This window comes from Kitasatospora sp. NPDC088264, assembly GCF_040685715.1.
Classification (GTDB): Bacteria; Actinomycetota; Actinomycetes; order Streptomycetales; family Streptomycetaceae; genus Kitasatospora.
Window position 1 is genome coordinate 20555 of the sequence record NZ_JBFBIR010000062.1, and the last position, 25347, is coordinate 45901.

The following is a 25347-nucleotide window of genomic DNA, read 5'->3' on the forward strand; positions in this document are numbered from 1 at the left end:
CAACTAGCTTGTGGGTCATGAGGACTCGCACGTTCTTCGCCGCCGCGGCCGTCACAATGCTGCTGCTGTCCGGCTGCGCCGAATCCGGCTCCGAGGACGGGCCGCAGCCCCGGCCGACCCGGGCCGGCGGCGCGCCGCCGACCGGGGGCGAGCGCCGGGCCGACGGCGCCGAGCTGCTCTACCGGGCCGAGGGTGGCCGCAGCGCCCAGAACCCCGCCTTCGCCCCGGACGGCCGCTCGGTGCTGCTGACCGAGTTCAGCGAGGGCTACAACAAGGGCGCCGCCGCCCTCGGGGTGCTGCCGCTGGACGGCGCCCGCGCGCCGCAGAAGGTCCTGGAGGATCCCGACAAGGCCGCCGTCAACCTCCCGGGCACCAGCTGGAACGCCGCCACCGGCGCCTTCACCTTCGCCACCGACCGGGAGTCCGGCCACGACGAGGTCTGGCTGATGACGCCCGGCGGCAGCCCCGAGCGGGTCACCCGGCACGAGGACGGCAGCGGCTACAGCGAGCCGAGCTTCTCCCCGGACGGCGCGTGGATCGTCTTCCAGCAGAGCTGGGAGCCGGAACACGCCGCCGTGCACGGCGACGACGCCGAACAGGACTCGCTCTGGAAGGTCCGCCGCGACGGCGGCGCCCCCCTCCGGCTGGTCGACGGCAAGGGCACCGGCACCGACAACCGGCAGCCGAACTGGTCGCCCCGGGGCGACCGGATCGTCTTCCAGCGGCGCGCCGCCGGCGGCGAGAACTGGGCGCTGTGGACGGTCGGCGCGGACGGCACCGGCCTGCGCCAGGTCACCGACGTGCCGGGCGAGCACACTGATCCCACCTGGTCCCCGGACGGCCGGTACCTGGTGTTCTCCTCCAACCTCGGCAACCTGCCGAACGCCCAGGTCTTCGTGGTCGCGGCCGACGGCGGACGCCCCGTCCGGGTGACCGGCGACGACGGCTCGTACGACGGCGCGCCGAGCTGGTCCCCGGACGGGAAGTGGATCGCCTTCGAGTCCGCCCCGGGCGGCGAGGCCAACCCCGCCGCCCTCTGGCGCATCCCCGCGCCCGCGCTCTAGCTCACCGTCACCGTCACCACCGAGTACTGCACGACGGTCAGCGGCACGCTGACCGTCGCTCCCGTGACGGTGTACGGGACGGGCTTGGGCGTCGGGTCGGTGCCGTCCGGGGTGGCGACGGTGACGGCCGTGACGGCGGCGCCGACCGGGAGGGCGTAAGAGAGCGTGCAGTTGGCGGGCGTGGTGCGGAAGGCCGCCGGGGTGTCGCCGAAGTTGGTGAAGTTCACCAGGTGGACGACGGCGTCGTTGCCGAGCCGCCGCGCGTCCAGGAAGATCCGGGGGTCCCCGGCCAGGGTGACGGCGGGCGGTGCGGACTGGCGGACGGGGGCGAGCAGTTGGTCGGCCGAGGCCTGGTCGGTCTTGGTGAGGTAGCTGAGTCCGGCCCGGTTGCGGACGTACCAGCAGGTGCCGCTGCCGTAGGGGTTCTGCTTGCCGGCCGGCAGCGGGCTGCCCCGGCGCAGCCCGAGCACGTCGGAGAGCGCGAACTCGGCGCGCTGGCCGCCCAGTTCGTCGAGCGCGGTGGGAGCCGGGCCGGTGATCACGATCGTCCCGCCGGCCGCGACGAACCCCCGCAGCACGGCCGCCTCGGCGTCCGAGACAGCCTGGAGGTCGGGCAGCAGCAGCACCTTGAACCGGGCCAGGTCGGCGGCGGCCAGGCCGGGGCTGGGCACCGTGTCGAACGGGATGTGCGCGTACACCAGCGCCTTCACCGCGCCCCGGAACTCGCCCAGCCAGGGGACGGAGGCGCAGCTCTGCTCCGGGTCGTCGCCGCCCCACCAGTCGCTGATCCCGGCCGGCGCGGTCGCGTTGACGTACATCCCGATGCCCGCGCCCGGGCTGACGTAGTCCCGGGACGGGCTGGAGTGGTAGACGCCGACCTGGGCGGCCGAGGCGGCGTTGTAGAGCCGCTCCTGGTTGGTCTGGACGAAGCGGTACATCCGGGCACGCATCGCCGCGTCCACGGTGTCGTTCTTGTACGGCGTCTTCACCTCGTAGGGGTTGCAGCCGGCCGCGATCAGCTGGGACATCACCAGCGAGGCGTCGTCGGCCTGCCAGCCGTAGGAGAACGCCCAGGCGGGCTTGGTGCCGCTGGCGCCGCGCGCGTACTTGTACATCGAGATGAGACAGACCCAGTCGGAGGCGGTGGCGTGCCGCATGCCGTCGTAGTTGCCGAGGATGTCCACCTCCCAGACCTGGCTGACGGCGCCCTCGGCCTGGCGCAGGTAGCCGCCGTCCAGGCCGATCGAGGTGGCGTAGCGGTAGTCCATCGAGACGGTCTCGACGAAGGTGACCAGGTCGGGGTTGACCGCGCGTCCGGCGGCGGCGATGTCGAGCTGGAACTGGAGCAGGTTGCGGTGGCGCCATTCGAGGTAGCGGCGGAACACCGGGTCGGCGAAGTCGGCGGCCTTGGGCAGGGCGAGGCCGCTGTCGGCCTTGAAGGCGGCCGCGCCCCAGGTGGAGGCGTCGCACCAGGAGAGCACGCCGTCGAAGTAGATCGGGACGTCCGGCCAGATGCCGTCCACACCGGTGGCGGCCACGCCCTTGATCCGCTTGAGGTAGTAGTCCCGCCAGGGCGAGTTGGGGCTGAGCCAGACGCTCTCGTCGCCCGGGTCGACCCAGACCACCACGCTGCCGTAGAACACGTTGGGCTTTCCGGCGAGGTCGCGCTGGACCCAGGCGCCGCCCTGGTCGTTCTTGTAGAACGAGCGGCCCTTCTCGCCGCCGGGGGAGATCAGCTCCAGGGAGGGGTAGTACATGACGACCTTGAGGCCGGCGGCGTGCGCCAGGCCGGTGAAGGTCTTCACCTCGGCCATGTGGGCCGCGAACTCGGCGTCGGTGAGCCAGTTGGAGAGCAGGGTGTCGAGTTCGATGACGCTGACGTTCTGCGCCCTGAGGGCGTCGACGGCGCTCTGCATGTCGGCGGGCTCGTTGAAGGTGCCGTCGCCGACGCGGGCGAACCGGGCCCAGTCCGGCCAGGGTTGCGCCGTGGCGGCGCCGCCGCCGGGGAGGGTGGCGGGCACGGACTCCGGTACGGGCGCGGGCGCGGGTTCCGGGGCGGCGGCCCAGGCCTGGCCGCCGGGCAGCAGCCGGACGGCGGCGAGCGCGCCGCCGGTGCCCAGGCCGGCCCGCAGCAGGCGGCGGCGGCCGAGGCGCGAGGTGGTGGCGGCGGTGGCGGGTGCGGGCGGTGTTCCTTCGTGCTCGGACATGGTGGTCCCCCCAGCGTGGGTTGGCGGATCACGGGAACGTGCGCGGAACGCTCGGTGCGTCGGCGGCCGTTCTCCCGGTCGGCGGCGCCTCCGAGCTGACCCTAGTCCGCAGGCCGCCCGCCTGTTCGGCCCCTGCTCGCGGCTACGCCAGACGTCGGAATCGCCGGTTGCCAGGTTGGCCGAGCCGGATTGCGCGCCGCCCCGCGCAAGCTCCTCCCCGGGGCGCTTGACAGTGTGCAGACCGCCCCCGGTGGTGACGGCGGGGGGAGTGCGGGGTAGGGGTGCTGGGAGCGCGCCGGTCGGATGATCATAGATGTTCGACAGTGCTGTAGATTCACGGCACGGAGCGGCGGCAGGGACGAGGAGGGCACGATGAGCGTTTCGCTGGCCAAGGGGCAGAAGATCAGCCTGGAGAAGCCGGGCGGCGGTCAGCTGAGTGTGGTCCGGATGGGCCTGGGCTGGAAGGCCGCGCAGCCCAAGGGCTTCTTCGCCAAGCTGCTGGCCGCCGGTCGGGAGATCGACCTGGACGCCTCGGCGGTGCTGTTCTCCCAGGGGCGGCCGGTGGACGTGGTCTTCTTCCAGCACCTCAACAGCAATGACGGTTCCGTCCGGCACAGCGGCGACAACCTGGTCGGCGGCGCGGGCGACGCGACCGACGACGAGTCGATCACCGTCGACCTGACCAAGATGGCCGCCGAGGTCGACCAGATCCTCTTCACCGTCAACTCCTTCACCGGCCAGACCTTCCAGGAGGTCGAGGCGGCCTTCTGCCGGCTGGTCGACGAGCAGACGGGCGCCGAGCTGGCCCGGTACACGCTCACCGGGGGCGGCCCGTACACCGCGCAGATCATGGCCAAGGTGCAGCGCACGCCCGCCGGTTGGCAGATGACCGCGATCGGGCAGCCGGCCAGCGGGCGGACCTTCCAGGACCTGATGCCGGAGCTGGTCAAGCACCTGTGACCCGGCCAGGGGCCGGCCCGCCGTGGCCGGCCCCGTCCGCTTCCCCCGCCGCAGCCCCGGGAGTCAGCGCGTTTCGAGGTCGCGGCGCCGGAACCCGGCCAGCGCCAGGGCGATCAGGGCGGCCGCGACCAGGGTGAGCGCCGCGAGCGGCGTCCAGTCCATGGCGGCCGCCGGGAGCCGGGGCACCTGCCCGAACGGGGAGAGCCGGTCCAGGCCCGCGGGGAGCTTCAGCAGCGGGCCCAGGTACCCGATCACGAACGCGTACGCCGGCACCAGCCAGGCCAGCTGCGTCGCCCGGGGCAGCCAGCCGTACACGGCGGCGGCGAACCCCACCGTCACCCACTGGGCGGGCGCGAACGCCAGGGCCGCGCCGACCAGTCGCGGGAACGCGCCGGCGTCACCGGTGGACAGCGCCCCGGCCAGGCCGAAGCCCACCCCCGCCGCGAGCAGCACCGCGGTCGAGCCCAGCATCGCCGCCGCCAGGTGCCCGCCCAGCCAACCGGACCGGGACACCCCGGTGGCCAGCACCGGCTCGGCCCGCCCGGCGCTCTCCTCGGCGCGCGGGCGCAGCGTCGCCAGCACCGCGTAGACCGCGCCGACCACCGCCACCACCAGCAGGGTCATCGCGGCGAAGGAGTCGGTGAGCGAGCGGCCGCCGAGCCGGGCGAGGGCCTCCTTCAGCTGGTCGACGTCCTTGACCATCGCGTCGGCGCCGCCCAGCAGTGACCCGTACATCGCGCCGAGCAGCAGCAGCGCGACCGCGAAGCCGCCCAGCAGGCCGCGGTGCAGGCGCAGGGCGAGGCCGAGCGGGGTGCCGAGGGCGGGGCGGGCGGTGGGCGGCCCCGGGCGGGCGGCGCGCAGCCCGGCGCCCACGTCCCGTCGGGTGCTCAGCGCGAAGCCGGCCACCCCGGTGACGGCGGCCAGGGCGAGCGCGGGCAGCAGCGGCCACCAGCGGTCGTCCACGAAGGGGTAGCTGCGCTGGAGCCAGCCGATCGGGGAGGCCCAGGAGAGCCCGTTCGACCCGGCGTCCCCGGCGGCGCGCACCGCGTAGGCGGCGCCGAGCACCGCGAGGGCCAGCCCGGAGGCCGTCCGGGCGTGCGCGGTGACCTGGACGGCGACGGCGGCGACCGCCGCGAACAGCAGTCCGGCGGCGGTGGTCGCGGCCCCGAACAGCAGCGCGCCGCCGGTGTCGAGCCCGGGGACGCCGAGGGCGGGCAGCCCGGCGGCGAGCAGCAGGCCGAGCGCGAGGTCGGCGACGGCTGCGGCGCCGAGGGCGGCCGCGAGCTGGGCGTGCCGGCCGACGGCGGCGGAGCGGACCAGCTCGGCCCGCCCGCTCTCCTCCTCGGCCCGGGTGTGCCGGGTGACGGTCAGCACGCTCATCAGCCCGGCCAGCACCGCCAGCAGGCCGAGCAGCCGGTGGCCGAGCATGGCGCCCCAGGTGTAGTCGGCCAGGTAGTGCCCGGGGCCGGTCATGGCGAGGACGGCCGGGCCGGCGGAGGCGTGGGCGATCGAGGCGCGGTCGGCGGCGGTCGGGTAGAGGGTGTGCACGCTGTTGGCGCTGGCGAGGGTGAGCAGGCCGAGGCCGAGCACCCAGGCGGGGAGGCGGAGCCGGTCACGGCGCAGGGCGAAGCGGAGCAGCGTGGCGGTGCCGGCCAGGGTGGTGCGCGGGCGGGGCGGGCGCGGGGCCGTGGCGGGCGCGCTGGTCGCGGTGGTGGTGGCGGTCATCGGGCGGCCTCGCCGTCGACCGGGTGCCCGTTGGCGGCCAGCTCGTCGCCGTAGTGGCGCAGCATCAGCTCCTCCAGCGTGGGCGGGTGGCTGACCAGGCTGCGCAGCCCGGCCTCGCCGAGGCGGCGGACGGCGGCGTCGAGGTGGGCGCCGTCCACGGCGAAGCGCACCCGGGCGCCCTCGGTGCGGACGGCGTGCACGCCCTCCAGCGTCTCCAGCCCGGTGACGGGGCGGTGGGTCTCGGCCTCGACCGTGGTGCGGGTGAGGTGGCGCAGTTCGCCGAGGCTGCCGGTCTGCACCACCCGGCCGTGGCGGATGATGCTGACCCGGTCGCCGAGCTTCTCCACCTCGTCCAGGATGTGGCTGGACAGCAGGACGGTCCGCCCCTGCCGCCGGGCCTGGAGGACGACGTCCTGGAAGACCACCTCCATCAGCGGGTCGAGGCCGGAGGTCGGCTCGTCGAGCAGCAGCAGTTCGGCGTCGGAGGCGAGCGCGGCGACGATGGCGACCTTCTGCCGGTTGCCCTTGGAGTAGCTGCGGCCCTTCTTGGTGGGGTCGAGGTCGAAGCGCTCGATCAGCTCGTCGCGGCGGCGGCGGTCGAGCCGGCCGCGCAGCCGGGAGAGCAGGTCGATGGCCTCGCCGCCGGTGAGGTTGGGCCACAGTTCGACGTCGCCGGGGACGTAGGCGAGGCGGCGGTGCAGTTCGACGGCGTCGTGCCAGGGGTCCTTGCCGAGCAGCCGGGCGCTGCCGCCGTCGGCGCGCAGCAGACCGAGGAGCACCCGGATGGCGGTGGACTTCCCGGCGCCGTTGGGCCCCAGGAATCCGTGCACCTCGCCGGTCTCGACGGTGAGGTCGAGGCCGTCCAGCGCGGTGGTCCGGCCGAAGGTCTTGCGGAGGCCGGTCAGAGCGATTGCCTTCGTCATGCTGCTGAAGCTACCGTAGTTTCAGAAAAACGTGAATATTGGGAAGGCGTTAAAGTTCAGTCGAGTTGTTGATCACCGGAGAGGGGAAGGCGCGCGTGGTGGAGCGGGAAGCGGAGAAGGAGCGCGACGAGCAGGCGGTGTCGGACTTCGTCGAACGGTTCGCGGCCGAGCTGGTGGCCGCGGGCATGGGCCGGATGCCGGCCCGGCTCTTCTCCTGCCTGATGGCCGAGGAGAGCGGCGTCCTGACCTCCGCCGAGCTCTCCGAACGGCTGCGGATCAGCCCGGCCGCGGTGTCCGGCGGGATGCGTTACCTCACCCAGATCGGCCTGGCCGCCAAGGAGCGCGAGCCGGGCTCGCGGCGCGACCGCTACCGGGTGCTGAACGACGTCTGGTTCGAGTCGCTGACCCGGCGCGACGAGTACCTGCTGCGCTGGGTGCGGGTGCTCAGGGAGGGCGAGGCCACCGTCGGCGCGGGCACCGTCGCGGGGGAGCGGCTGGCGGAGAGCGCGGCCTTCTTCGCGTTCATGGTGGACGAACTGCACGGGATGCTCGCGCGGTGGCGGGTGCACCGGGCGACGCTGGGTCCGGGGGCGCTGCCCAGGGCCGGGGCCGGGTCGGATCCGGCGTAGGTCTCGGTCCAGCTCTCGGTCTCGAGCTCGGTCTCGGGAGCTTGGTGCGGCGGGGTGGGGAACGCGGAAGGCCCGCACCAGGGGTGCGGGCCGTCGGCGGATGGGGCGGTGTCAGCGGGTCGGCGGGGCGGCCGAGGGGGAGAGGCCTGCGCTGGGGGTCGTGCTCGGGGCGGCGGAGGAGGGGGTGCCGCCCGGGGTGGGAGTGCCGCCGGGGGTCGGCGTCGCCGTGGCGCACCCGGGGGCGGCCGGGGTGCCGGACGGCGTGCCGGTCGGGGTGGCCGTCGGGGACGGGCTGCCCGTCGGGGTGGTCGTGGCCGTCGGGCTCGGGCAGTCGGTGGGCGTTCCGGTCGGCGTCGTGGTCGGCGTCGTGGTGGGGGTGCCGGACGGCGTGCCGGTCGGGGTGGCCGTCGAGGACGGGGTGCCCGACGGAGTGGTCGACGGCGTGCCGGACGGCGTGGCCGGCGCGGTCGACGGCGGTGTGGTGCCGGGCGTGCCCGTCGGGGTGGTGCTCGGGTCCGTCGTCGGCTGCGCGGAGGAGGACGGCGTCGGGGCCGGCGAGGTCGGCTGCGCGCTCGGCGAGGGCTGCCCGCCCGGGGGCGGGGTGGTCCCGGGGGCGCTCGGCGTCCCGGGGGTGGCGCCAGGAGTCGTCCCGGTCGGCGGCAGCAGCGGCGCGAGGGGCAGGAGCGGGGAGGGCAACGAGGCCGGCGGGGTCGAGGAGGCCGGGCGGTTCGGCACGGTGGTGACGCTGCCGCTGCCGTAGTGCGCCATCCAGTTGCGGACCGTCCGCAGGTACTCGCCCGAGTTGTTGTAGCTGAGGATCGCCCGGTCGAGCTGCGCCGGGTCGGCGAGGTCGCGCCCGCCCGCGCACAGGTAGCGGGCGGCGCTCTCGGCGGCGTCGAAGATGTTGTTCGGGTCGGCCTTGCCGTCGCCGTTGGCGTCCGTGCCCCAGGTCGCCCAGGTGGAGGGGATGAACTGCATCGGCCCGACGGCGCGGTCCCAGCGCGCGTCGCCGTCGTAGCGCCCGCCGTCGCTGTCGGGTATCGCGGCGAAGCCGTTGCCGTCCAGCGCCGGACCGAGGATCGGGGTGAGGGTCGTCCCCGTCGCGTCCACCTGGCCGCCGTTGGCCTGGCCGGATTCGACCTGGCCGATCGCGGCCAGCAGTTGCCACGGCAGGTGGCAGCCGGGCGAGCGCTGTGCGGCCGAGGCCTCGGCCTGGCGGTAGGCGGCGAGCACGGTCGCGGGCAGGGCCGGGCCGGTGGCGGCGAAGGGGCCGGCGGCGGGCGCGCCGGGCACCGTGCCGGGCGGCTGCGGCAGTTGGACGGTGCCGCCGCCGTCGGCCGGGACGCCGGTGCCGAAGGCGCTGCCGGCGCCGCCGGTCGGGCTGCCGCCGGGCTGGGAGGCGGAGGCGTCCGGCGACGTCACGGCGTCGGCGGCCGCGACCGGGGCGAGCCCGAAGCCCGTCACCTGGGAGCCCGTCAGTGCGGCGAGTGCGGTGAAGGCCGCAGCCGTCCCCGTGACCCGCTTGCCGAGCCGCAGCCCGCGCCCGCCCTGCACCTTGCCGAACCTCGCCGTCATACCGTGCCCCTCCCCGTAGCCGTCCCGACCCTGCCGGAACGGATGAACCGTCGTCATCGTGCCTGCCGCCGGACGGCGGCTCCCGCCGTCGCAACGATTAGTATCACGACGGTCTGACGCGACAGGGGTGGCCGGAGGTTGCCGCGGCCCGGCGCCGACATCGAATACCGCAGGTCAGCAGGGGTGGGGGAATGCCCGCTCGGGCTCGGGCCGGGACTCGATCCGCGTCGCGGCCAGGCTGGCCGACGGCCCGGCCGGGTAAGGGAGTTGGGGTGCGTGCGCGTCCGCCACGGGTTCCGTCCGCGGGCCCGGTGGCGGCACCGGAGGGCTGTGCGGGTCGAGCTTCGACGTTATCTCCCTTTCCTGCCAAGGGAGTTGACCGAGGGCGTGCCGGTGGTGGGCCGGGCGTGCAGGGGCCCGGACCGGCGGTCCGGGGCGCGGGGGTGGTGCGTGCGCGTCGTTCCGGGCTCCCCGGCGGCGCCCGCCTCCGACCCTCCTGACCTGCGTGGATGTCCGCCGCCGGGCGGGCGCTTCCCTACCAGGGCGGGCGTGCGGACACCAGGGGGCGGCCCCAACTCGCCCCTGGACGGGTGACGTTCTGGTGAAAAGGGCATGCCAGGAATCTCCGCCCGGCATGCTGTGCCCCGTGACCATGCGGATGGAGGCCCGGACTGTGAGCGCGAACCTGCCCGAGACCGTCGCCGAGGGAGCGGTCGTCCTTCCGGCCCCCCCTCGGGCGGTCGACGACCTGGCCCGCGACCTGACCCAGGCCGCGGCCGCCGTCCGGGCGGTCTCGCGGGTCGCCCGCAGCGGTGGGGACCTCGCCGTCGCCGCGTACACCGCGGTGGTGTGCACCGGGCGTTCGGCCGCCCGCGTACTGGAGGAGGCCGCCGCCTGGTGCCGGCAGGCCCCCGGGGCCGAGGTGCACTCGCTCGCCTGGGCCCGGGTGCCGGGGCACCGCGAGGACGTGGACGAGTACCGCGTCACCCTCGCCGTCAGCTTTCCCGACGACGAGACCGGCGAGCACCTCGGCGACACCCATCGCGCCCGCCGGTGAGGAATCCGTAGGATGATCCCCATGGGTGATGGGGACACGAAGCAGCTGACGGGCGACCAGGCGCAGGACGCGACGGACGACGGCCCGCGAGAGCTCTCGCGGGCCGCCGCCGTGGCCGTGACGGTGCTCGCCGCCCTCTGCGGCGCCGCCGTCCTGCTGGCCGTCTTCCACTGGCTGGGCTGGAGCGTCCCCTGGGTCGGCTGGATCGTCGCCAAGGCCGGCATCAAGCTCGCCGTCGGGGGCTTCGCCGGGCTCGCCGCCGCCTTCGCCTGGCTCCGGTCGCGGCTGGGGCGTGCGGCGAGCGACTCGCGGTCCTGACGGCGATCCAGGGCCTGTCCGGGCCGGCCGTGCGTCAGCCGGAACGGCCCAGCAGCATCATGAAGAGCGCGTAGTTCGGGATCCGGCTGACCGCGGTGTTCGACAGCGAGAGGAACTTGCCGTCCTTCTTGACCACCAGGTAGCCGTTGACCACGCTGATCGACTTGATGTCGGACCAGGGCACCAGACCGCGCTTCACCGTGCGCAGACCGGCCGAGCTGACCAGCAGGTCGCCGAAGGCCAGTTCCCCTCCGTCCGCCAGCGAGGCCCGGGCCCCGGACAGCTGGGTGGCCGCGACGTAGTGCGCGGCGACCTCGCCCAGTTCCGCCCACCTGCCCAGCTGGGTGCCCCTGTCCCCGCCGCTGAGCTTGGCGCGCCGGGGGTCGCGGTACTTGCCGTCGATCGTGAACGTCTCCCCGTCGTCCCGGATGAACCGGTAGGAGAAGTCCGTTTCGGTGTAGATGTTGTGCGAGTAGTGGGCGACGGTCGCCTGCATCACGGTCGAGACCTCGTCCCAGCGGAAGACCGTGAGCTCCAGGCCCCCGCCCTCGTGCACCAGGCCGTGGTCGAAGTGGTAGACCCGGAGCTTCTCCTCCTCGCGCGGCTTGCCGAACAGCCGTGTCTTCGTCAGCACCAGGAAGCACTGGCGCAGCAGGCCGAGGCCGGCCTGCTGCGCCTGCTCGGCCACTGCGGCGGTGATCTGGGTATCCGTGGTCTCGACGACCTTCACCATGGGCTCGCTCCTGTGTATGGCGACTACGGCCATGGGAGTATTCCCCGGAGCCGGGGGACGTGAGGCACAACAGCGGCCGCCCGCTCGGGCTTTCGCAGTCTTTCGGCCAGTCGCGGGCCGCCTGCTGGACGAACGCGCCCCGAGGGGCGCCGGCACGGCGGGGCGTCGACCCGTGACGGTCGGCGCCCCGCCGTGCCTCACCCGACGCGCGCCCCGACGGCCGCGGTCGAGCGGCCGGGCACTCAACCCGCCTGCGGGGTGGGGCAGACGAGGTCGCGCTCGGGGGCGCGGCCGCCCAGCAGGTAGCTCTCGACGACGTCGGTGACGCAGGAGTTGGCGGTGGGGTACTGGCCGTGGTCGCCGCTCCCGGTGACGGTCACCAGCTTGGAGCCGCGCAGCGCGCGGTGCGCGCCGAGCGCGGCCTCGTAGTACGTCGCCGGGTCGTGCACCGAGTTGAGCATCAGCACCGTCGGCAGGTGGGCGCCGGTCACCTTGACCTTGGGGGCGGGCGCAGTCGGCCAGGCCGCGCAGACCGCGCTGAAGGCCAGCGTGCGCGCGCCCGCCAGCGGATAGCGCGCGGTGTTCTCCGCGCCGCGCTGGACCCAGGTGTCCATGTCCTTGGTCCACGGGGTGTCGTTGCAGGTCACCGAGAAGTACTCGGCGAGGAACTCCGGGCTGAGGTACTGGCCGAACAGCCGCCCGGCCATCGTCCTGGCCGCGGGGTCGGCCCCCTGCCAGTCGTCGACGGCGGTCAGGGCCTGGGCGAGGAAGGGGAAGGTGTCCCGCTCGTAGATCGCGCTGATCGCGCCGTTGTCCAGCTGGTTCGGGCCGATCGTCAGGGAGCCGTCGACGATGGGCTGGTCGTGCAGCGCGGCGCGCCGCTGCTCCCAGTGCGCCTGCACATCCTCGGGGGTGGAGCCCCAGTGGTAGGTGGCGTCGCGGGCCGCCAGCCACGGCACGAAGTCCTCGTCGAAGCGGCGCTGGAAGCTCATCGGCTGGCCCAGTTCGAACTTCTCCCAGGTGCCGTCGAAGCCGATGTTGCTGTCCAGGATCATCCGCTCGACCCGGTGCGGGAAGAGCGTCCCGTAGTAGGCCCCGATCATCGAGGCGTAGGAGGGGCCGAAGTAGCTGAGCTTCTGCTCGCCGAGCAGGCCGCGGAACAGGTCGATGTCGTGGGCGGTCTGTTCGGTGTTCAGGTAGGGCAGCAGGTCGCCCGTGCGCTCCTGGCAACTGGCGGCCAGCTTCTTGGAGTTGGCGACCACCCGGTCGATCGCCGCCGGGGACTGGTCGCGGAAGTCGCCGGCCAGGAAGTCCTGGAACTCCTCCGGCGTCTGGCACACGGCCCGGGTGCTCTCGCCGACCCCGCGCTGGTCGAAGCCCACGATGTCGTACGCGGCGCCGACGGCCGGGGCGGCCGTGGCCAGGTTCGCCGGGCGCAGCAGGCCCGACGCGCCGGGGCCGCCGGCGGCCATCAGCAGCGTGCCCTTGCGCTTGGCCGGGTCGCCGGCGCGGTGCCGGGAGACGGCGATCGTCACGTCGGCGCCGGCGTCGGCGTGGTGCCAGTCGCGCGGGGCGGTCATGGTGGCGCAGTCCAGCGCCGGCTGCTTGGCGCAGGGCTGCCAGGCGAGGGTCTGGTGGGTGTAGCGGGCGGGGGCGACCTCGGCGTCGCCCGGGTTCCGGCCGGCGTCCGGGGCGGCGCTGGCGGTGGCCGGTACGGCGAGGCCGGCCAGGACGGCGGCGGCGACGGCCAGGGCGGCGCGCCGGGTGCGGGAGGCGGTGGCGCCGGCCGCCGGGGTGTGCGAGGCGGTGGTGTTCGGCGCGGTGGTGCTCGGCGTGATGGGGTGCGAGGCCGTGGTGTTCGATGCGTTGGTGTTCACGGGAATGATCCTGTCCGAGCTCGCCCTGACGGTCGATCATGCGGGGTTCCGTGTCCGGGGTGGTGCTGGGTACACCCCGGACACGGAGGATCGCCCCAGGTCAGTAGGCGGCGGTGAAGCGGGTGCGGCGGTGCGCGGGCTGCTCGGCCTCGTCGAGCAGGGCGACGGCGAGGTCCTCCATGGAGATCACCGAGGCGCCCTCGGCGTCCACCAGCAGTTCGTCCCGTCCGAGCCGGAAGCGGCCGGTGCGCTCGCCGGGTTCGAGCAGGGCGGCGGGGCTCAGGTAGGTCCAGTCGACGTCCGGGTCGGCGGCGCGGTAGAGGTCGAGCTGCTCGCGGCAGGCCCGGGCGATCGGCCGGAGCTCGGCGGGGAAGCCGGGGTCGTCGGCGAGGGCCGTCCCGCCGCGGCCGGGGAGGGTGAGGCTGCCCGCGCCGCCGACGGCCATCAGGCGCGCGCCCGTTCCGGCGAGACCGGCCAGCAGGCCCCGGGTGGCGGCGGACAGCTCGTGCTCGCTGCCGGGCGCCGGGCGGGTGGCGGTGATCACCAGGTCCTGCCCGGCGGCGAGGCGGGCGACGTCCTCGGGGTCACGGGCGTCGCCGACACCGAGGGCGACGGCGGCCGGCAGGCCGTGCGGTTTGGCGGGGTCGCGCAGGACGGCGGTGATCCGGTGGCGGCGGGCGAGTGCCTCGGTCACCACCCGGCTGCCGACGTTGCCGGTGGCGCCGAACACGGTGATGTGCATGGAGGTTCTCCTGGTGCGGTGGGTGCCAGCGGCTGCTGGGCGGGGATCGGGGAGTGCGGGAGGGGATTCGGCGGAGACGAGGCGGGGTCAGGCGTTCTCGCGGACGGGCGGTGCGGAGGCGGAGGCGGGGGCGGCCGGGGCGTCCGGGGCGGCGGGCGCGGAGGGCGCCGAGGGCGTGGCGGTGCCGGGGCGGCGCCGGGTCTGGGCCGCGATCAGCGAGCCGAGGACGATCAGTGCGCCGAGCGCCTGGAGCGGGCTGAGGTCCTGCCCGAGGGCCAGCCAGCCGATCGCGGTGGCGACCACCGGGCTGAGCAGCGAGAGGAAGGAGACCGAGGTCGGCGGCAGTGCCCGGATCCCGCGGAACCAGAGCGCGTACGTGAGCGCCGCGCCGATCAGGCTGAGGTAGCCGTAACCGAGCAGGTTGCCGCCGGTGAGGTGGGACGGCGGGGCGCCCTCGACGAACAGTGCGACCGGCACCAGCAGCAGTCCGCCGGCGGTGAGCTGCCAGCCGGTGGTGGCGAGCAGCGGGGCGGGGGAGACCCAGCGTTTGGAGAGGACGACGCCGGTGGCCATGACGACCGCGCCGGCGAACGCGGCGGCCACGCCGACGGCGTCCAGTTGGGCGTCGGCCCGCAGGACCAGCAGGCTGACGCCCGCGATCCCCGCGATGCCGCAGATCACCGTGCGCGGCGTGAGCCGGTCGCCGAGCAGCGCGGCCGAGAGTCCGGCGGTGATCAGCGGCTGGACGGCGCCGACCGTGGCGGCGACCCCGCCGGGGAGGCGGTAGGCGGCTATGAAGAGGAGGGCGAGGAAGGCGCCGATGTTCAGCGCGCCGAGGACCAGCGCGCGCCACCACCAGCTGCCCTTCGGCAGCCGGCGGGTGACGGCGATCAGCAGCAGCCCTGCGGGCAGGGCCCGGAGGACGGCCGCGAGGAGTGGACGGTGGGGCGGGAGCAGTTCGGTGGTGACGATGTACGTCGACCCCCAGACGGCGGGGGCTGTCGCCGTCACCAGCACGATTCCGAGGCGATTTCTTAGCACTAAGCAAATGTATCTCAGCGCTAAGGCATCTCTCACCGCTTTGGCGGGGTGGCGTGGCTCACAGTTACCTCATCGCTAAGGAATCCCGCCGGGATCCCCTACCCTGAACCTGTGGCAGATGCAGATCATGTGGACCGAGTAGTCGCGCAATGGGCCGTCGAGCGCCCCGACCTGGACGTCTCTCCGATGGAGGTGTTCGGCCGGCTCAAGCGCCTCTACCGCCTGGTGGATGCGGAGCTCAACCGGACCTTCGGCGAACACGGCCTGGACGCCGCCTCCTTCGACGTCCTCGCCACCCTCAAGCGCAGCGGCCCGCCCTACCGCCTCACCCCCACCGGGCTGATGCAGTCCGCCATGGTCACCTCCGGCGCCATCACCCAGCGCCTCGACCGTCTGGAGGCCCGCGGCCTGGTCACCCGCACCCAGAGTGACCAGGACGGCCGCAGCCGCGTGGTCGCGCTCACCCCCGAGGGCCACGCCCTGATCGACCGCGCCCTCCCCGACCACCTCGCCACCGAGCGCGCCCTCCTCGCCGGCCTCGACGACCCCGGGACCGCTACCCTCGTCGACGCCATGCGCACCCTCCTGGCCGCCCTCGGCGACAGCCCGGAGTGAGCGGGCGGGCGCGCGGGCGGACCTCCCCGCCCGACCGGCCTACGGGTTGACCGCCACCGCCTTGAAGAAGGTGTAGTGGAACGTCCCGCCCGGCTCGGCCGTGCGGCGCAGTTCGGCGATGCCGTGGTCGAAGGCGTCGGGGGTGGTCAGACCGGCGGCCAGCGCCTCGGCGCGGACGGCCTCGACCATCGCGACGAAGGTGCGCCGGGTGAAGCCCTCGACCAGGGCGGGGCGGGCGCCGTCGGCGTGGACGGTGCGGGGGCGGACAGCCACGTCCCGGAAGCCGGCCTCCGTCAGGAGCGGGTACAGGCGGCGCCCGAGCAGGGCGTCACCGCCGGCCGCCGCCTGGAGCCGCACCAGCAGGTCGACCGCGTCGCGGGCCGCCGGGCCCTGCGGGTGGAAGAAGGCCGAGCCGTGGTCGCCCTCGATCACCGTGATCGTGCCGCCCGGCCGCAGCACCCGCCGCAGCGCGGTCAGCGCGGCCACCGGGTCGGCCAGGTGCTCCAGCACGAAGCACACGAAGACGTGGTCGAAGGAGCCGTCCGGGAAGGCGAGTCGGTGCAGGTCGCCGTGGTGCCAGGTGACCCGCGCGGTGGGCGCCTCGGCCGCCACCCGGGCCCGGGCCCGCGCCAGCGAGTCCGCGGAGACGTCCACCGCCGTCAGCAGCACGCCGGGGCCGGCGGCCAGCAGGTGCGCGGTCTGCGCCCCCACCCCGCAGCCCGCCTCCAGCACCCGGCTGCCCGCCGGGTACGCGGTGCCCGCGTGCAGCAGCTCGGCGAGGGTGTCCGCCTGGTCGCCGAGCCGTTGCGCCTCGGTCTCCGAGTAGCCGTGGACGTAACCCGGGGCGTAGTCGTGGCCGGGGCCGGGGCCTGCGGCGTCCTGCCGGTCGTTCAGTGATGCCGTTTCCGTGGTCATGGCCCCACCTTCGCGCCACAATGGCCCGGTGAACAGGTCCAAAGAAGCGCCAGACGGCAGGTCCAAACAGGCGGACCCGGGCGCCGACTTCCTCCAGCTCGACACCGCCGACGCCCCGCCCGGCGGCCTGACCGGCTGGCTCGCCCGCCGGCTGCGCGAGGCCATCGCCGACGGCCGTCTCCCCACGGGCAGCCGGCTGCCCGCCACCCGGGGGCTGGCGGCCGAACTCGGCGTCTCCCGGGGAGTGGTGACCGACGCCTACCGGCGCCTGGCCGAGGAGGGCCAGATCGCCGGCCGGGGCAGGGGCGGCACCGTCGTCGTCGCGGCCCCGGCGCCGCCCGCGCCCCCGTGGTCGGCCACATCCCCGTGGTCGGACAAGTCCCCGGCCTCGTCGCGCGCCCGGCCGGAGCCTGTCCTGTTCCACGCCGACCCCGACCCCGAGGTGTTCGACCTGCTGCGCGGCACGTCCGCCCGGATCGACCTCACCCCCGGTGTGCCCGACCTCGCCGCCTTCCCCCGCGCCGCCTGGCTGCGCGCCGAACGCGCCGTCCTCGACGGCCTCGCCGCCGCGGACCTCGGCTACGGAGACGTCCGCGGTACCCCCGCGCTGCGCCAGGCCGTCGCCCACTGGCTGGCCCGCAACCGGGGCATCCGCGCCGACCCGGACGAGGTGCTGATCGTCGCCGGGACGGCCCAGGCCCTCGCCCTGCTCGGCCGGGCGCTCGGCCGGGTGGGCGTCACCGAGGTCGCCGTCGAGGACCCGGGCTCGCTCGGCGCCCGCCAGCACCTCGCCCACTGGCTCGCCGCGACCCCGCCCGTCGCGGTCGACGCCGAGGGCGTCCGGGTCGACGCGCTGCGCGCCACCGGTGCCCCGGCCGTCCTGCTCACCCCGGCCCACCAGTACCCGACCGGGGTCGTCCTCGGCGGCGAGCGGCGGCGCGAACTGCTGCGCTGGGCGGGCGAGGGCGGCCTGGTCATCGAGGACGACTACGACGCCGAGCACCGCTACGACCGCCCGCCCGTCCCCGCGCTGCGCGCCGCCCTGCCGGAGCAGGTCTGCTACGCGGGCAGCATCTCCAAACTGCTCGCCCCCGCGCTGCGCACCGGCTGGCTGCTGGTGCCGCCGCGGCTGCGCGAGGCCGTCCTGGAGGCCAAGCGGTTCGCCGACCTGGGCAACCCGGTGCTGCCGCAGCTGGTGCTGGCCCGGCTGATGGAGTCCGGCGAACTCGACCGCCACCTGCGGCTGTTGCGCCACCGCCACCGCCGACGACGGGACGCGATGATCGCCGCCGTTCACGCCCACCTCCCCGGCGCCACCGTCCACGGCGCGGCGGCCGGCCTGCACCTGATGCTCACCCTGCCGCCCGGGGCCCGCTGTACGGACACCGAACTGGCCACGGCGGCGCTCGCCGAGGGCGTCAAGGTGCAGCCGCTGTCCTGGCACGCGCGCCTGCCGTACCCGCCGGGGCTGGTGCTCGGCTACGCGGCGGGTGCGCCGGGGGAGATCGCGGAGGGGGTCGCCGTCCTGGGGCGGTTGCTGCGCCGGTAGGGCTGCTGAGGGCGTCCGGCGCCCGGGTCCCCCGTCCGCGCCGGCGCGGGTGTGCTCCTCCGGGGTCCGGGCTATGGTGGCGACGGGCTCGGGTGCCTTGACAGGCGTGGGTGCCTTGACGGGCCGTATCCCGCTGCCGACCTCAGGGAGGCGTGATGGCCGTGCTTCGGCGCACCGTCCAGTTCGGCGCGATGCTGGTGGTGCTGGCGGCCACGCTCGGGCCGGTTCCGGCCGGGTCGGCACCGGCGTCCGCACCGGCGTCGGCACCGGCGTCGGCACCGGTGTCCGCGCCGGCGTCGATACCGGAGTCGATACCGGAGTCGATACCGGGGCGCGGAGTTGCCCCGGGAGAGGGGGCGGTGGCGGCGGAGATGGCCGATCAGGACGCGCGGCAGCTCGCTGGGCGCCGGATCGTACTCTCGTACGCCGGTCCGACACCGCCGCCGGGCGTGCTGCGGACGATCCGGGAGGGGCGGGCGGCCGGGGTCATCCTGTTCGCCGAGAATGTCACGAGCCCGGCGCAACTCGCCGAGGCCGTCGGTCAGTTGCGGGAGGCGGCGGCGCAGTCGCCGGTGCCCGAGGGACTGCTGCTGATGACCGACCAGGAGGGCGGCAAGGTGCGCCGCCTGCCCGGCGCGCCCGAACTCTCCGCCCGCCGGACCGGATCGGACCCCGACCCGCTCGGCGCGGCGGGCCGAGCCGGTGTCGGCGCCGCCGGGACGCTCGCGGACGCGGGGCTCAACGTGAACCTCGCGCCGGTGCTGGACGTCTACGACACCCCGGGCAACTTCATCGACCGCCATGAGCGCTCCTACGGTCAGGACCCGGCCGGTGTAGGCGAGTTGGGCAGCGCCTTCCTCGCCGCCCAGCAGGGCCTGGGCGTGGCCGCCACCGCCAAGCACTTCCCCGGGCTGGGCTCGGCCGCCAACGGCGAGAACACCGATGACCGCCCCGTCACCCTGTCCGTGCCGCTGGACGAGCTGCGCGCCCGCGGCGAGGAGCCCTATCGGGCGGCCATCGCGGCGGGTGTCGGGCTGGTGATGGCCTCCTGGGCGGTCTACCCGGCGCTCGACCCGGACCGCCCGGCCGGGATGTCGCCCGCCGTGGTCCAGGGCGAGCTGCGCGGACGCCTGGGCTTCCAGGGCGTCACGGTCACCGATGCCCTGGAGGCCGAGGCCCTCGCCTCGTACGGCGGCGCGGGCTCCCGTGCGGTCGCTGCCGCCGAGGCCGGGATGGACCTGATCCTCTGCTCCGCCCGCGACCCGCAGCAGGCCGAGGACGCCACCACGGCCCTCGCCGACGCCCTGGACTCCGGCCGTCTCGACCGCGCGGCCTTCGCGGACGCCGTCACCCGGGTCGACGCCCTGCGGGCCTCTCTGGACTGAGCCGGCGGCGGCCGACCGGCGGTGGTCGGCCGGCGGTGGCCGACAGTGGCCCGCCCGTGGGCGCGGGCGCCGTGCGGGCCGTCCCCAGGCCGACGCCTGCGAGGCGGGCGACCGCCCCGCGCCGGGCGCCGGGCAGACCGGCCGTGGCAGGTGCGCGGATCCCGACCCTCCGGGGTGGGATTACGCCATCGAAGGTCTGGTTTCGGTCGGCTCGGCACTTCGAAGGCAGAATCCCGGTCGTGGCATGGGAATCGCATGGCAAAGTACCGTCATGGCACATGTGAAATGTCACATGTGACCTCGCCTGTTCTGATCGTTCCTCGTACCCTCCGAAGGAGAAGACAATGAACCGCATCACCCGGATCGCCTCGGGCGCGGCCGGTGCCGTCGCCCTGCTCGCGGCGCCGGCGCCGGCGCTCGCCGCGTCGGCCGGCGGCGCGGCCGGGACCGTCGCCACGGTGACGACCTGCGGCTACAACGGTCTCCAGGCCGGGCTGTCGACCAAGGTCTGCGCCGAGGTCACCGGCGGCAGTGTCGTGCTCTACGGGCAGATCGGCCTGGCCGGTCCGCCCACCCCGGACACCCCGTGGCCGCCGAAGCCGCAGGAGCTGCTCACCCGCCTGTCGGCCGGGGTGGTCGGCGGCGAGTCGCTCGGCTCGGCGAGCGTGCGCGCCGTGTTCACGACCGCCACCGTGCGGGTCGACGGCATCAGCGTCACCGTGCCGTGCGGTTCGGTCCTTCACGCGACCTTCTCCGTCGAGTCGATCTCGCGGGGTCCGGCCCCGGTCGAGGTGGATGTACCTGTAGGCTGCTGACGGAACCTCACCATGGCCGCCGAGTCCGGGAGTTGGCAGCGTCCCGGGCTCGGCTTCCGGCGTTCCCGCACGCCCTCCGGATGTGACGTGGACCACTCGGGGGCGGCCCCGGCGGGCCGGGCGACCGCCAGGCGACGGCCGGGCGCCCACTGTGACGACTTGAAGAAACCTTCATCTGTGGCGATGATGCTTGCCGGCCGCCGTTGAGGGCGCGGCCGCACGCCCAGCGAGCCGTACCCGAGGGAGGGGCGCCGACGATGCCCGTCCCGCTGTACCAGGCCAAGGCGGAGTTCTTCCGCACCCTCGGCCACCCGGTCCGGATCCGGGTGCTGGAACTGCTCCAGGACGGGCCCCGGCCGGTGCGCGAGCTGCTGGCCGAGATCGAGGTCGAGCCCTCCAACCTCTCCCAGCAGCTCGCGGTGCTGCGCCGTACCCAGCTGGTCGCCGCCACCCGCGAGGGCAACACCGTGGTGTACGCGCTCAGCACCCCGGACGTGGCCGAGCTGCTGCGGGCCGCGCGCCGGATCCTGACCGAGCTGATCACCGACCAGGGCGCGCTGCTCACCGAACTGCGCGAGCCCGGCGGCCGGCCGCACCATTGAGCCCGCCGAGGCCCTCGGGCCGGCTGAACCCGAGGAGCCCGGAGAGCCCGGCCAGCCCGTTGAACCCGCGCCCGACCCGGCCGGCCGACCCGAGGAGAACCCCCGCCATGAGCGAGAGCACGAGCGACGGCACGCGCGAGGAGAAGCGCCGACGCAAGGCCATGCTCATCCGGGCCGGCATCTACATCTTCGCCACGCACCTGTTCGCCGGCTTCGTGTTGCTGCTGTTCGCGCTCGGCGGCCGCAAGTAGGCACCTCCTACGTCCGAGGGCCGTCCTTCACGAGGTAGCGGTCGCTGGTGCTGGTCCAGGCCTGGACGCCCTCGATGAGCTCCCGGGTGCCGTCCAGGTACCAGCGCCCGGCCGGGTGGCGGCGGCGCAGGTCGCTGCGCAGGGCTTCGTTCTCCCGCCGCAGCCGGGCGACCCGGGAGCGGACGGCGCCGACGGCCCGGCTGCGGGTGCAGCCGCGGATCCGTTGCAGGGTGAGGACGGTGTTGAAGGCGGCCGCGCTCTGGCGTTCCTCCCGCTCCAGTGAGTACAGGTCGTTGATCAGCGTGGCGGCGTCGGCGGTGTTGGCGCGCAGCCGGTGCAGTGCGGGCTCCGCGTGGAGGGCGGCGGGGGCGTCGGCGCCGTGGACCCGTTCCAGTATGTTCATGAACGGGTAGAGGCAGCTGCCGTGGCGGCGCAGCCGCATGGTCTCGGGCAGTCCGAGGGCGGGGACCGTGCCGTGGGCGCGGTGTTCGGCCTCGGCGGGGAAGGTCTCCAGACAGGCCTGCCATTCCCGGGCGGCCCGGACGCGCCAGTTGAGCGACATGCCCTGCGCCTGGCGGCTCCACAGGTCGTGCCAGGCGCGGAGCAGGTGGTCGCCCGAGCGCGGTGCCGGGCCCTCGCCGACCGGCGCGGAGGCGCCCGTCCGATCGGCCCCGGTGCGGCGCAGGGCGTCGATGAGCGGGTCGACGACGTCGCGGGCTTCGGCGGGGCGGCGTCCCGGCGGGCCGTCGAAGCGGTCGTCGAGGATGGTGAACCAGCCCAGCATGTCCACCAGCAGGTCGAGGTTGGCGCCGTGGGCGCGGGGGAAGGCGTGGCCGATCAACTCGTGCAGGGCGTAGGCCCCGTAGCGGGTCATCTCGGGCGGGGTGAGGAGGTTGCGGCCGACCACCCAGGCGGCGTGCCGGGCCGCGGCGGTGCGCAGTTCGCCGGACCGCTGCGGGAGTTGGGGCGCGGCGGGGGCCGGGTCGGGGATGCTCACCGGGCAGCGGGCCGCCGGCGGGGCCTCGACGCCCACCTCGTCGTCCCCCACCCCGTCGTCCCCCACCTGGTCGTCCGGCACCCGGTCGTCCCCCGCCCGGTCGTCCGGCGGGCTGTCCGGGCGGGGCACCCGGGCGCCGCGCGGGGCCAGCCGCACGCGCAGCCCGTGCGCCTGGACCGTCGTCCACACCACCTCCCGGGCCCGGGAGTCGGGGACGGCCACCGGTCGCCAGCGGCGCAGGATCGCGGCCGCCGCGACCGTCAGCTCGGCCCAGGCGAAGGCCTCCCCGATGCACTTGTGCTTGCCGGCCCCGAACGGGAGGAAGGAGTGCCGTCCGGCCCCGCCCGACTGCCAGCGATCCGGGCGGAAGCGCAGCGGGTCCGGGTAGCGGTCCGGGTCGCGGTGCAGCGCGGTGAGGCTGTAGAGCAGTTCGGTGCCGGCCGGGATCCGGTACGGGCCGAGGTCCACCGGCACCTGGGCGGTGCGCATCAGGAAGGCGTTGGGCGCGTGCAGCCGCACCACCTCCTGGGTGACGCTGCGGGTGTAGGTGAGCCTGGCGAGCGCCTCGGGGGTGGGGGCGGCGCCGGCGGGCAGGTGCTCGTCGAGTTCGGCGAGCACCCGGGCCTCCACCTCGGGGTGGCGCAGGAGTTCGTCGAGGAGCCAGGTCAGCGTGGTGGAGACGGTCTCGGTGCCGGCGCCGAACATGGTGATCGCCTCGGACCGGACGTCCGCCTCGGTGAGTGGCCGGCCGGTGCCCGGGTCGGTGGCGGCACGCAGCAGGGCGGGCAGGGTGCCGCCCCGCTCGGCGGACCGGGTGCCCGTCGGCCTGACGGCCTGGTCGACGACTCGGTTGAGCACCCGGACGGCGGCGTCGAAGCGCCGGTTGACGGGCAACGGCAGCCGGGCGAGCGCCGGGTGCGGGTAGAGGGACTGGACGATCTGGCCCTTCACCAGGTCCGGCAGGGCCTGGTGGAAGGCCAGGGTGGCGTCCTCGCTCAGCCGGGCGTCGAACAGCGAGCGGGTGACGATCTCCAGCGCGAGGTGGTTCATCTCCTTGGCCACGTCGAGGACTTGCCCGGGGTGCCAGCGCCCGGCCCGCTCCTCGGTGACCTGGTGCATCACGGCGACGTACTCGGCCATTCGGTCCGGCCCGAAGGCGGGTTGGATGATCCGGCGGCGGTCGCGGTGGGCCTGGCCCTCGGACATCAGCAGGCCGTCGCCGAACGCCGTCTTGAGGGTGTCCTGGACGGCGCCGCGCGGGCAGTCGTAGGCGAGGGCGACGAGCAGGGTGTGGACGAGCGGGGCGTCGGTGACCACGCAGACGGTGCGCGGCCCGAGCCGGATCCGGACGACGCCGCCGTGCCGGGAGAGCGAGCCGAGGAATCCGAGCGGGTCGCGGAGCAGGGCGGCCGCGTGGCCGAGGCCGGGGACCGCGCCGGGGGCGAGCGGGGGGACGGCCGCACGGGTGGTGCGGGGTGCGGTCGGTGCGGTTCTCGGGGGGAGGTCCCGTTGCCGCGTCTCGGTCAGCAGGGTCATGTCAGTACCTCTCATCAGAGGAGCCGGTGCGGACGATACCGGGGGCCCCGACGGGCCGGCCGGGAGGTGGGGGGCCGGCTCGCGCGGATCCGCGCGTGCCCCGGCTGGAGGGGCGCACGTCATGGCAAACGCGCCGGTCCGACGGGCGTTGCGCCGAACGCGGGCGGATCACTCCAACGGTCGATCATCCGCAGTGGCTCCGACCGCCCCGGAACGTGCTGCTGACCTGCGGTGAAGGCCCCACCGGAAAGATCCGGGCCGGGCCCCTCGCGCAGGGTCTTTGGACCCTCGCCGCCTGGCCGCCCGAGGGCCAGCATGGTCGGGGAGAAGGAGGACCCTGATGACCAGTCTGCGCCACCGGCCCGCCATCGACGTCCGGGTGGAGATCCGCGGCGAGCTGCCGCGCGAGGACGCCGAGTACGCCCGGGCGCAGGCACTGGACACGGCGGCCGGGCTCGGCCCCGGAACCCGCGTGCTGCGCATCAGGCTCACCCGCGTGCGCGACCGGGCCATGACCCGGCCCGCCCTCGCGCAGGCCGACGCCGACCTGGCCGGCGTCGGCCCGGTCCGGGTGCAACTCGCCGCCGTCACCGCCCGTGAGGCCGTCGACGTCGCCCTGGGCACCCTCGCCGGCCGGGCCGGCCGGCTGCGCGAGCAGGGCGACATCGGATTCGCCGCCGCCCACGAGAGCGCTTACCGCCCGCAGTACGCCGCCCGACCGCTCGCCGAACGGCGGATCGCCCGGCGCAAGGAGGTCGTCCTCGCCCGCCGCACCCCCGAGCAGGCCACCCGCGAACTGCTCGCGCTGGACCGGCCGTTCCACCTCTTCGCGGACGCCGCGACCGGCCGGGACGCGCTGGTCGACCGCTGCCCGCTCAGCGGCGCGCCCGGGGCGGGCCGGTCCACGGGCGCCGACCCGGCGGGCCCGCTCGACCTCACCGAGGCGGCCCGGCGGCTCTGGCTGACCGGCGGCCCGTTCGTCTGCTACGCCGACCCCGGCGACGGCCGCGCCCGGGTGCTCTACCGCCGCTACGACGGCCACTACGGCCTGATAACGCCGGTAGCGGAGCCTCGTTGACGGGCAGGAGAACCACCGGGGCGGGCCCATCGGCCTCGATGGCCACGACCGCCACGACCGCCACGACTTCCACGACAGGGGAACCGGGACCATGGACTGCGACGAGGTCATGCTGACCGTCCGGATCACCGCCGCCGAACGCGCGCTGCTGCGGGCCCTCGCGCGCGGCCACGGCGGGGACGTCTCCGAGGTGGTGGTCGACGGCCTGCTGGAGGTCATCCCCGCGCTGCACGACGACGCCTCCGCGCTGCCGCTGCGGCGCGTCCTGGCCCGGCCCGCCCCCTGCGCCCTGACCCTCTGGCTGCCCGCCCCGATCGCGGACCTGCTGCCGCTGCTGGGCGAGCGGATCGCGCGGACCGGCGGCCCGTCGAGCGGACCGGCCAGCGCCGCACTGTCCGCCGCGCTGCGCCTGTGGCTCGCCGGGGATCGGGCGGGGCTGGCCGCCGGGCTGGCCCGACTGCACGGCGGCTGCGCCGGCGGCCGGGCGGCGGCGCAGCAGGCCCCGGTGCGGGCGGCGGCCTGACCGGTGGTTGACGGAACGTCGGTCAGCTGCCCCAGCTGGCATGTCCTGGGCGGGAATTGGCCAGTTCAGGACTCTGTTCAGGGCCCCGTGGCACGCCCTAGCATTTCCTTCACGGCCGTCTGAGCCCAGGCCCCGGGACTCCAGGAGCCGCAGTCGCGGATCATGTGCCCCTCGCCCGGGCGGACGGCCGTGGGGCGCAGCTGGCTGCACCTGCCGAGGGCGCTGCCCGA

General features: G+C 75.1%; 23 protein-coding genes. 13 read left to right on the plus strand and 10 right to left on the minus strand.

Annotated elements, in window-relative coordinates; genetic code table 11:
* Nucleotides 1-17: 17 nt before the first annotated feature.
* The gene (locus AB0O82_RS32040) at nucleotides 18-1064 is read left to right on the plus strand and encodes a hypothetical protein (RefSeq protein ID WP_363587468.1); all 1047 of its coding nucleotides are present in this window, start codon (nucleotides 18-20) and stop codon (nucleotides 1062-1064) included.
* On the opposite strand, the gene AB0O82_RS32045 is transcribed toward AB0O82_RS32040, so the two are convergent.
* Nucleotides 1061-3271 (minus strand): hypothetical protein, encoded by a 2211-nt coding sequence (locus tag AB0O82_RS32045; RefSeq protein ID WP_363587470.1) that lies wholly within the window; start codon nucleotides 3269-3271, stop codon nucleotides 1061-1063. The genes AB0O82_RS32040 and AB0O82_RS32045 overlap by 4 nt on opposite strands.
* A 372-nt stretch (nucleotides 3272-3643) precedes the next feature.
* Between AB0O82_RS32045 and AB0O82_RS32050 the strand changes: the two genes are divergently transcribed.
* A complete protein-coding gene (locus tag AB0O82_RS32050) occupies nucleotides 3644-4231 on the plus strand; it encodes a TerD family protein (RefSeq protein ID WP_350879397.1) in 588 nt (195 codons plus the stop codon).
* A gap of 63 nt (nucleotides 4232-4294) precedes the next feature.
* On the opposite strand, the gene AB0O82_RS32055 is transcribed toward AB0O82_RS32050, so the two are convergent.
* Nucleotides 4295-5956, minus strand: a complete 1662-nt coding sequence (locus tag AB0O82_RS32055) for an ABC transporter permease (RefSeq protein ID WP_363587472.1) — start codon at nucleotides 5954-5956, stop codon at nucleotides 4295-4297.
* The gene (locus AB0O82_RS32060; RefSeq protein ID WP_363587474.1) at nucleotides 5953-6879 is read right to left on the minus strand and encodes an ABC transporter ATP-binding protein; all 927 of its coding nucleotides are present in this window, start codon (nucleotides 6877-6879) and stop codon (nucleotides 5953-5955) included. Before AB0O82_RS32060 ends, AB0O82_RS32055 begins: the two co-directional genes overlap by 4 nt.
* Before the next feature lie 95 nt (nucleotides 6880-6974).
* Between AB0O82_RS32060 and AB0O82_RS32065 the strand changes: the two genes are divergently transcribed.
* On the plus strand, nucleotides 6975-7508 hold the full coding sequence (locus tag AB0O82_RS32065) for a MarR family transcriptional regulator (RefSeq protein WP_363587476.1): 534 nt from the start codon (nucleotides 6975-6977) through the stop codon (nucleotides 7506-7508).
* Nucleotides 7509-7619: 111 nt separating this feature from the next.
* Here the strand turns inward: AB0O82_RS32065 and AB0O82_RS32070 are convergent, their stop codons facing one another.
* Entirely contained in the window at nucleotides 7620-9083 is a 1464-nt protein-coding gene (locus AB0O82_RS32070) for a lytic murein transglycosylase (protein WP_363587478.1), read from the minus strand.
* A gap of 673 nt (nucleotides 9084-9756) precedes the next feature.
* Between AB0O82_RS32070 and AB0O82_RS32075 the strand changes: the two genes are divergently transcribed.
* Together AB0O82_RS32075 and AB0O82_RS32080 are read left to right on the plus strand one after the other, a co-directional pair.
* Nucleotides 9757-10140: a hypothetical protein gene (locus AB0O82_RS32075; RefSeq protein WP_363587480.1), complete on the plus strand. Its 384-nt coding sequence runs from the start codon at nucleotides 9757-9759 to the stop codon at nucleotides 10138-10140.
* Between the two features lie 21 nt (nucleotides 10141-10161).
* Complete coding sequence (locus AB0O82_RS32080; RefSeq protein WP_363587482.1) at nucleotides 10162-10458, plus strand: hypothetical protein; 297 nt, start codon at nucleotides 10162-10164, stop codon at nucleotides 10456-10458.
* A gap of 34 nt (nucleotides 10459-10492) precedes the next feature.
* Here the strand turns inward: AB0O82_RS32080 and AB0O82_RS32085 are convergent, their stop codons facing one another.
* From AB0O82_RS32085 to AB0O82_RS32100, 4 genes are all read right to left on the minus strand, one after another.
* On the minus strand, nucleotides 10493-11191 hold the full coding sequence (locus AB0O82_RS32085) for a DUF6585 family protein (protein WP_363587484.1): 699 nt from the start codon (nucleotides 11189-11191) through the stop codon (nucleotides 10493-10495).
* A gap of 242 nt (nucleotides 11192-11433) precedes the next feature.
* The gene (locus AB0O82_RS32090; protein WP_363587486.1) at nucleotides 11434-13068 is read right to left on the minus strand and encodes an alpha/beta hydrolase; all 1635 of its coding nucleotides are present in this window, start codon (nucleotides 13066-13068) and stop codon (nucleotides 11434-11436) included.
* Between the two features lie 100 nt (nucleotides 13069-13168).
* Complete coding sequence (locus tag AB0O82_RS32095; RefSeq protein WP_363587488.1) at nucleotides 13169-13810, minus strand: NAD(P)H-binding protein; 642 nt, start codon at nucleotides 13808-13810, stop codon at nucleotides 13169-13171.
* A gap of 87 nt (nucleotides 13811-13897) precedes the next feature.
* Complete coding sequence (locus tag AB0O82_RS32100) at nucleotides 13898-14821, minus strand: EamA family transporter (protein WP_363587490.1); 924 nt, start codon at nucleotides 14819-14821, stop codon at nucleotides 13898-13900.
* Nucleotides 14822-14962: 141 nt separating this feature from the next.
* Here AB0O82_RS32100 and AB0O82_RS32105 point away from each other — a divergent pair, with 141 nt between their 5' ends.
* A complete protein-coding gene (locus tag AB0O82_RS32105; protein ID WP_363587492.1) occupies nucleotides 14963-15466 on the plus strand; it encodes a MarR family transcriptional regulator in 504 nt (167 codons plus the stop codon).
* A 39-nt stretch (nucleotides 15467-15505) separates the two neighbouring features.
* Here the strand turns inward: AB0O82_RS32105 and AB0O82_RS32110 are convergent, their stop codons facing one another.
* The gene (locus AB0O82_RS32110; protein ID WP_363587494.1) at nucleotides 15506-16381 is read right to left on the minus strand and encodes an L-histidine N(alpha)-methyltransferase; all 876 of its coding nucleotides are present in this window, start codon (nucleotides 16379-16381) and stop codon (nucleotides 15506-15508) included.
* Nucleotides 16382-16409: 28 nt separating this feature from the next.
* Between AB0O82_RS32110 and AB0O82_RS32115 the strand changes: the two genes are divergently transcribed.
* From AB0O82_RS32115 to AB0O82_RS32135, 5 genes are all read left to right on the plus strand, one after another.
* Nucleotides 16410-17930 (plus strand): PLP-dependent aminotransferase family protein, encoded by a 1521-nt coding sequence (locus tag AB0O82_RS32115; RefSeq protein ID WP_363587496.1) that lies wholly within the window; start codon nucleotides 16410-16412, stop codon nucleotides 17928-17930.
* A gap of 371 nt (nucleotides 17931-18301) precedes the next feature.
* On the plus strand, nucleotides 18302-19315 hold the full coding sequence (locus tag AB0O82_RS32120) for a glycoside hydrolase family 3 N-terminal domain-containing protein (RefSeq protein WP_363587498.1): 1014 nt from the start codon (nucleotides 18302-18304) through the stop codon (nucleotides 19313-19315).
* 344 nt (nucleotides 19316-19659) lie between these two features.
* The gene (locus AB0O82_RS32125; RefSeq protein ID WP_363587500.1) at nucleotides 19660-20130 is read left to right on the plus strand and encodes a hypothetical protein; all 471 of its coding nucleotides are present in this window, start codon (nucleotides 19660-19662) and stop codon (nucleotides 20128-20130) included.
* Nucleotides 20131-20387: 257 nt separating this feature from the next.
* A complete protein-coding gene (locus AB0O82_RS32130; protein ID WP_363587502.1) occupies nucleotides 20388-20732 on the plus strand; it encodes a metalloregulator ArsR/SmtB family transcription factor in 345 nt (114 codons plus the stop codon).
* A gap of 107 nt (nucleotides 20733-20839) precedes the next feature.
* Complete coding sequence (locus AB0O82_RS32135) at nucleotides 20840-20983, plus strand: DUF6126 family protein (protein ID WP_159398578.1); 144 nt, start codon at nucleotides 20840-20842, stop codon at nucleotides 20981-20983.
* A 7-nt stretch (nucleotides 20984-20990) separates the two neighbouring features.
* On the opposite strand, the gene AB0O82_RS32140 is transcribed toward AB0O82_RS32135, so the two are convergent.
* Nucleotides 20991-23516 carry a cytochrome P450 gene (locus AB0O82_RS32140; RefSeq protein WP_363587504.1) on the minus strand — a complete coding sequence of 842 codons (2526 nt, stop codon included), beginning with the start codon at nucleotides 23514-23516 and terminating at the stop codon, nucleotides 20991-20993.
* Nucleotides 23517-23856: 340 nt separating this feature from the next.
* On the opposite strand from AB0O82_RS32140, the gene AB0O82_RS32145 reads away from it, so the two are divergent.
* On the plus strand, nucleotides 23857-24594 hold the full coding sequence (locus AB0O82_RS32145) for a sigma 54 modulation/S30EA ribosomal C-terminal domain-containing protein (protein ID WP_363587506.1): 738 nt from the start codon (nucleotides 23857-23859) through the stop codon (nucleotides 24592-24594).
* A gap of 91 nt (nucleotides 24595-24685) precedes the next feature.
* Entirely contained in the window at nucleotides 24686-25117 is a 432-nt protein-coding gene (locus AB0O82_RS32150; RefSeq protein ID WP_063350641.1) for a hypothetical protein, read from the plus strand.
* The last annotated feature ends 230 nt before the right edge of the window (nucleotides 25118-25347 follow it).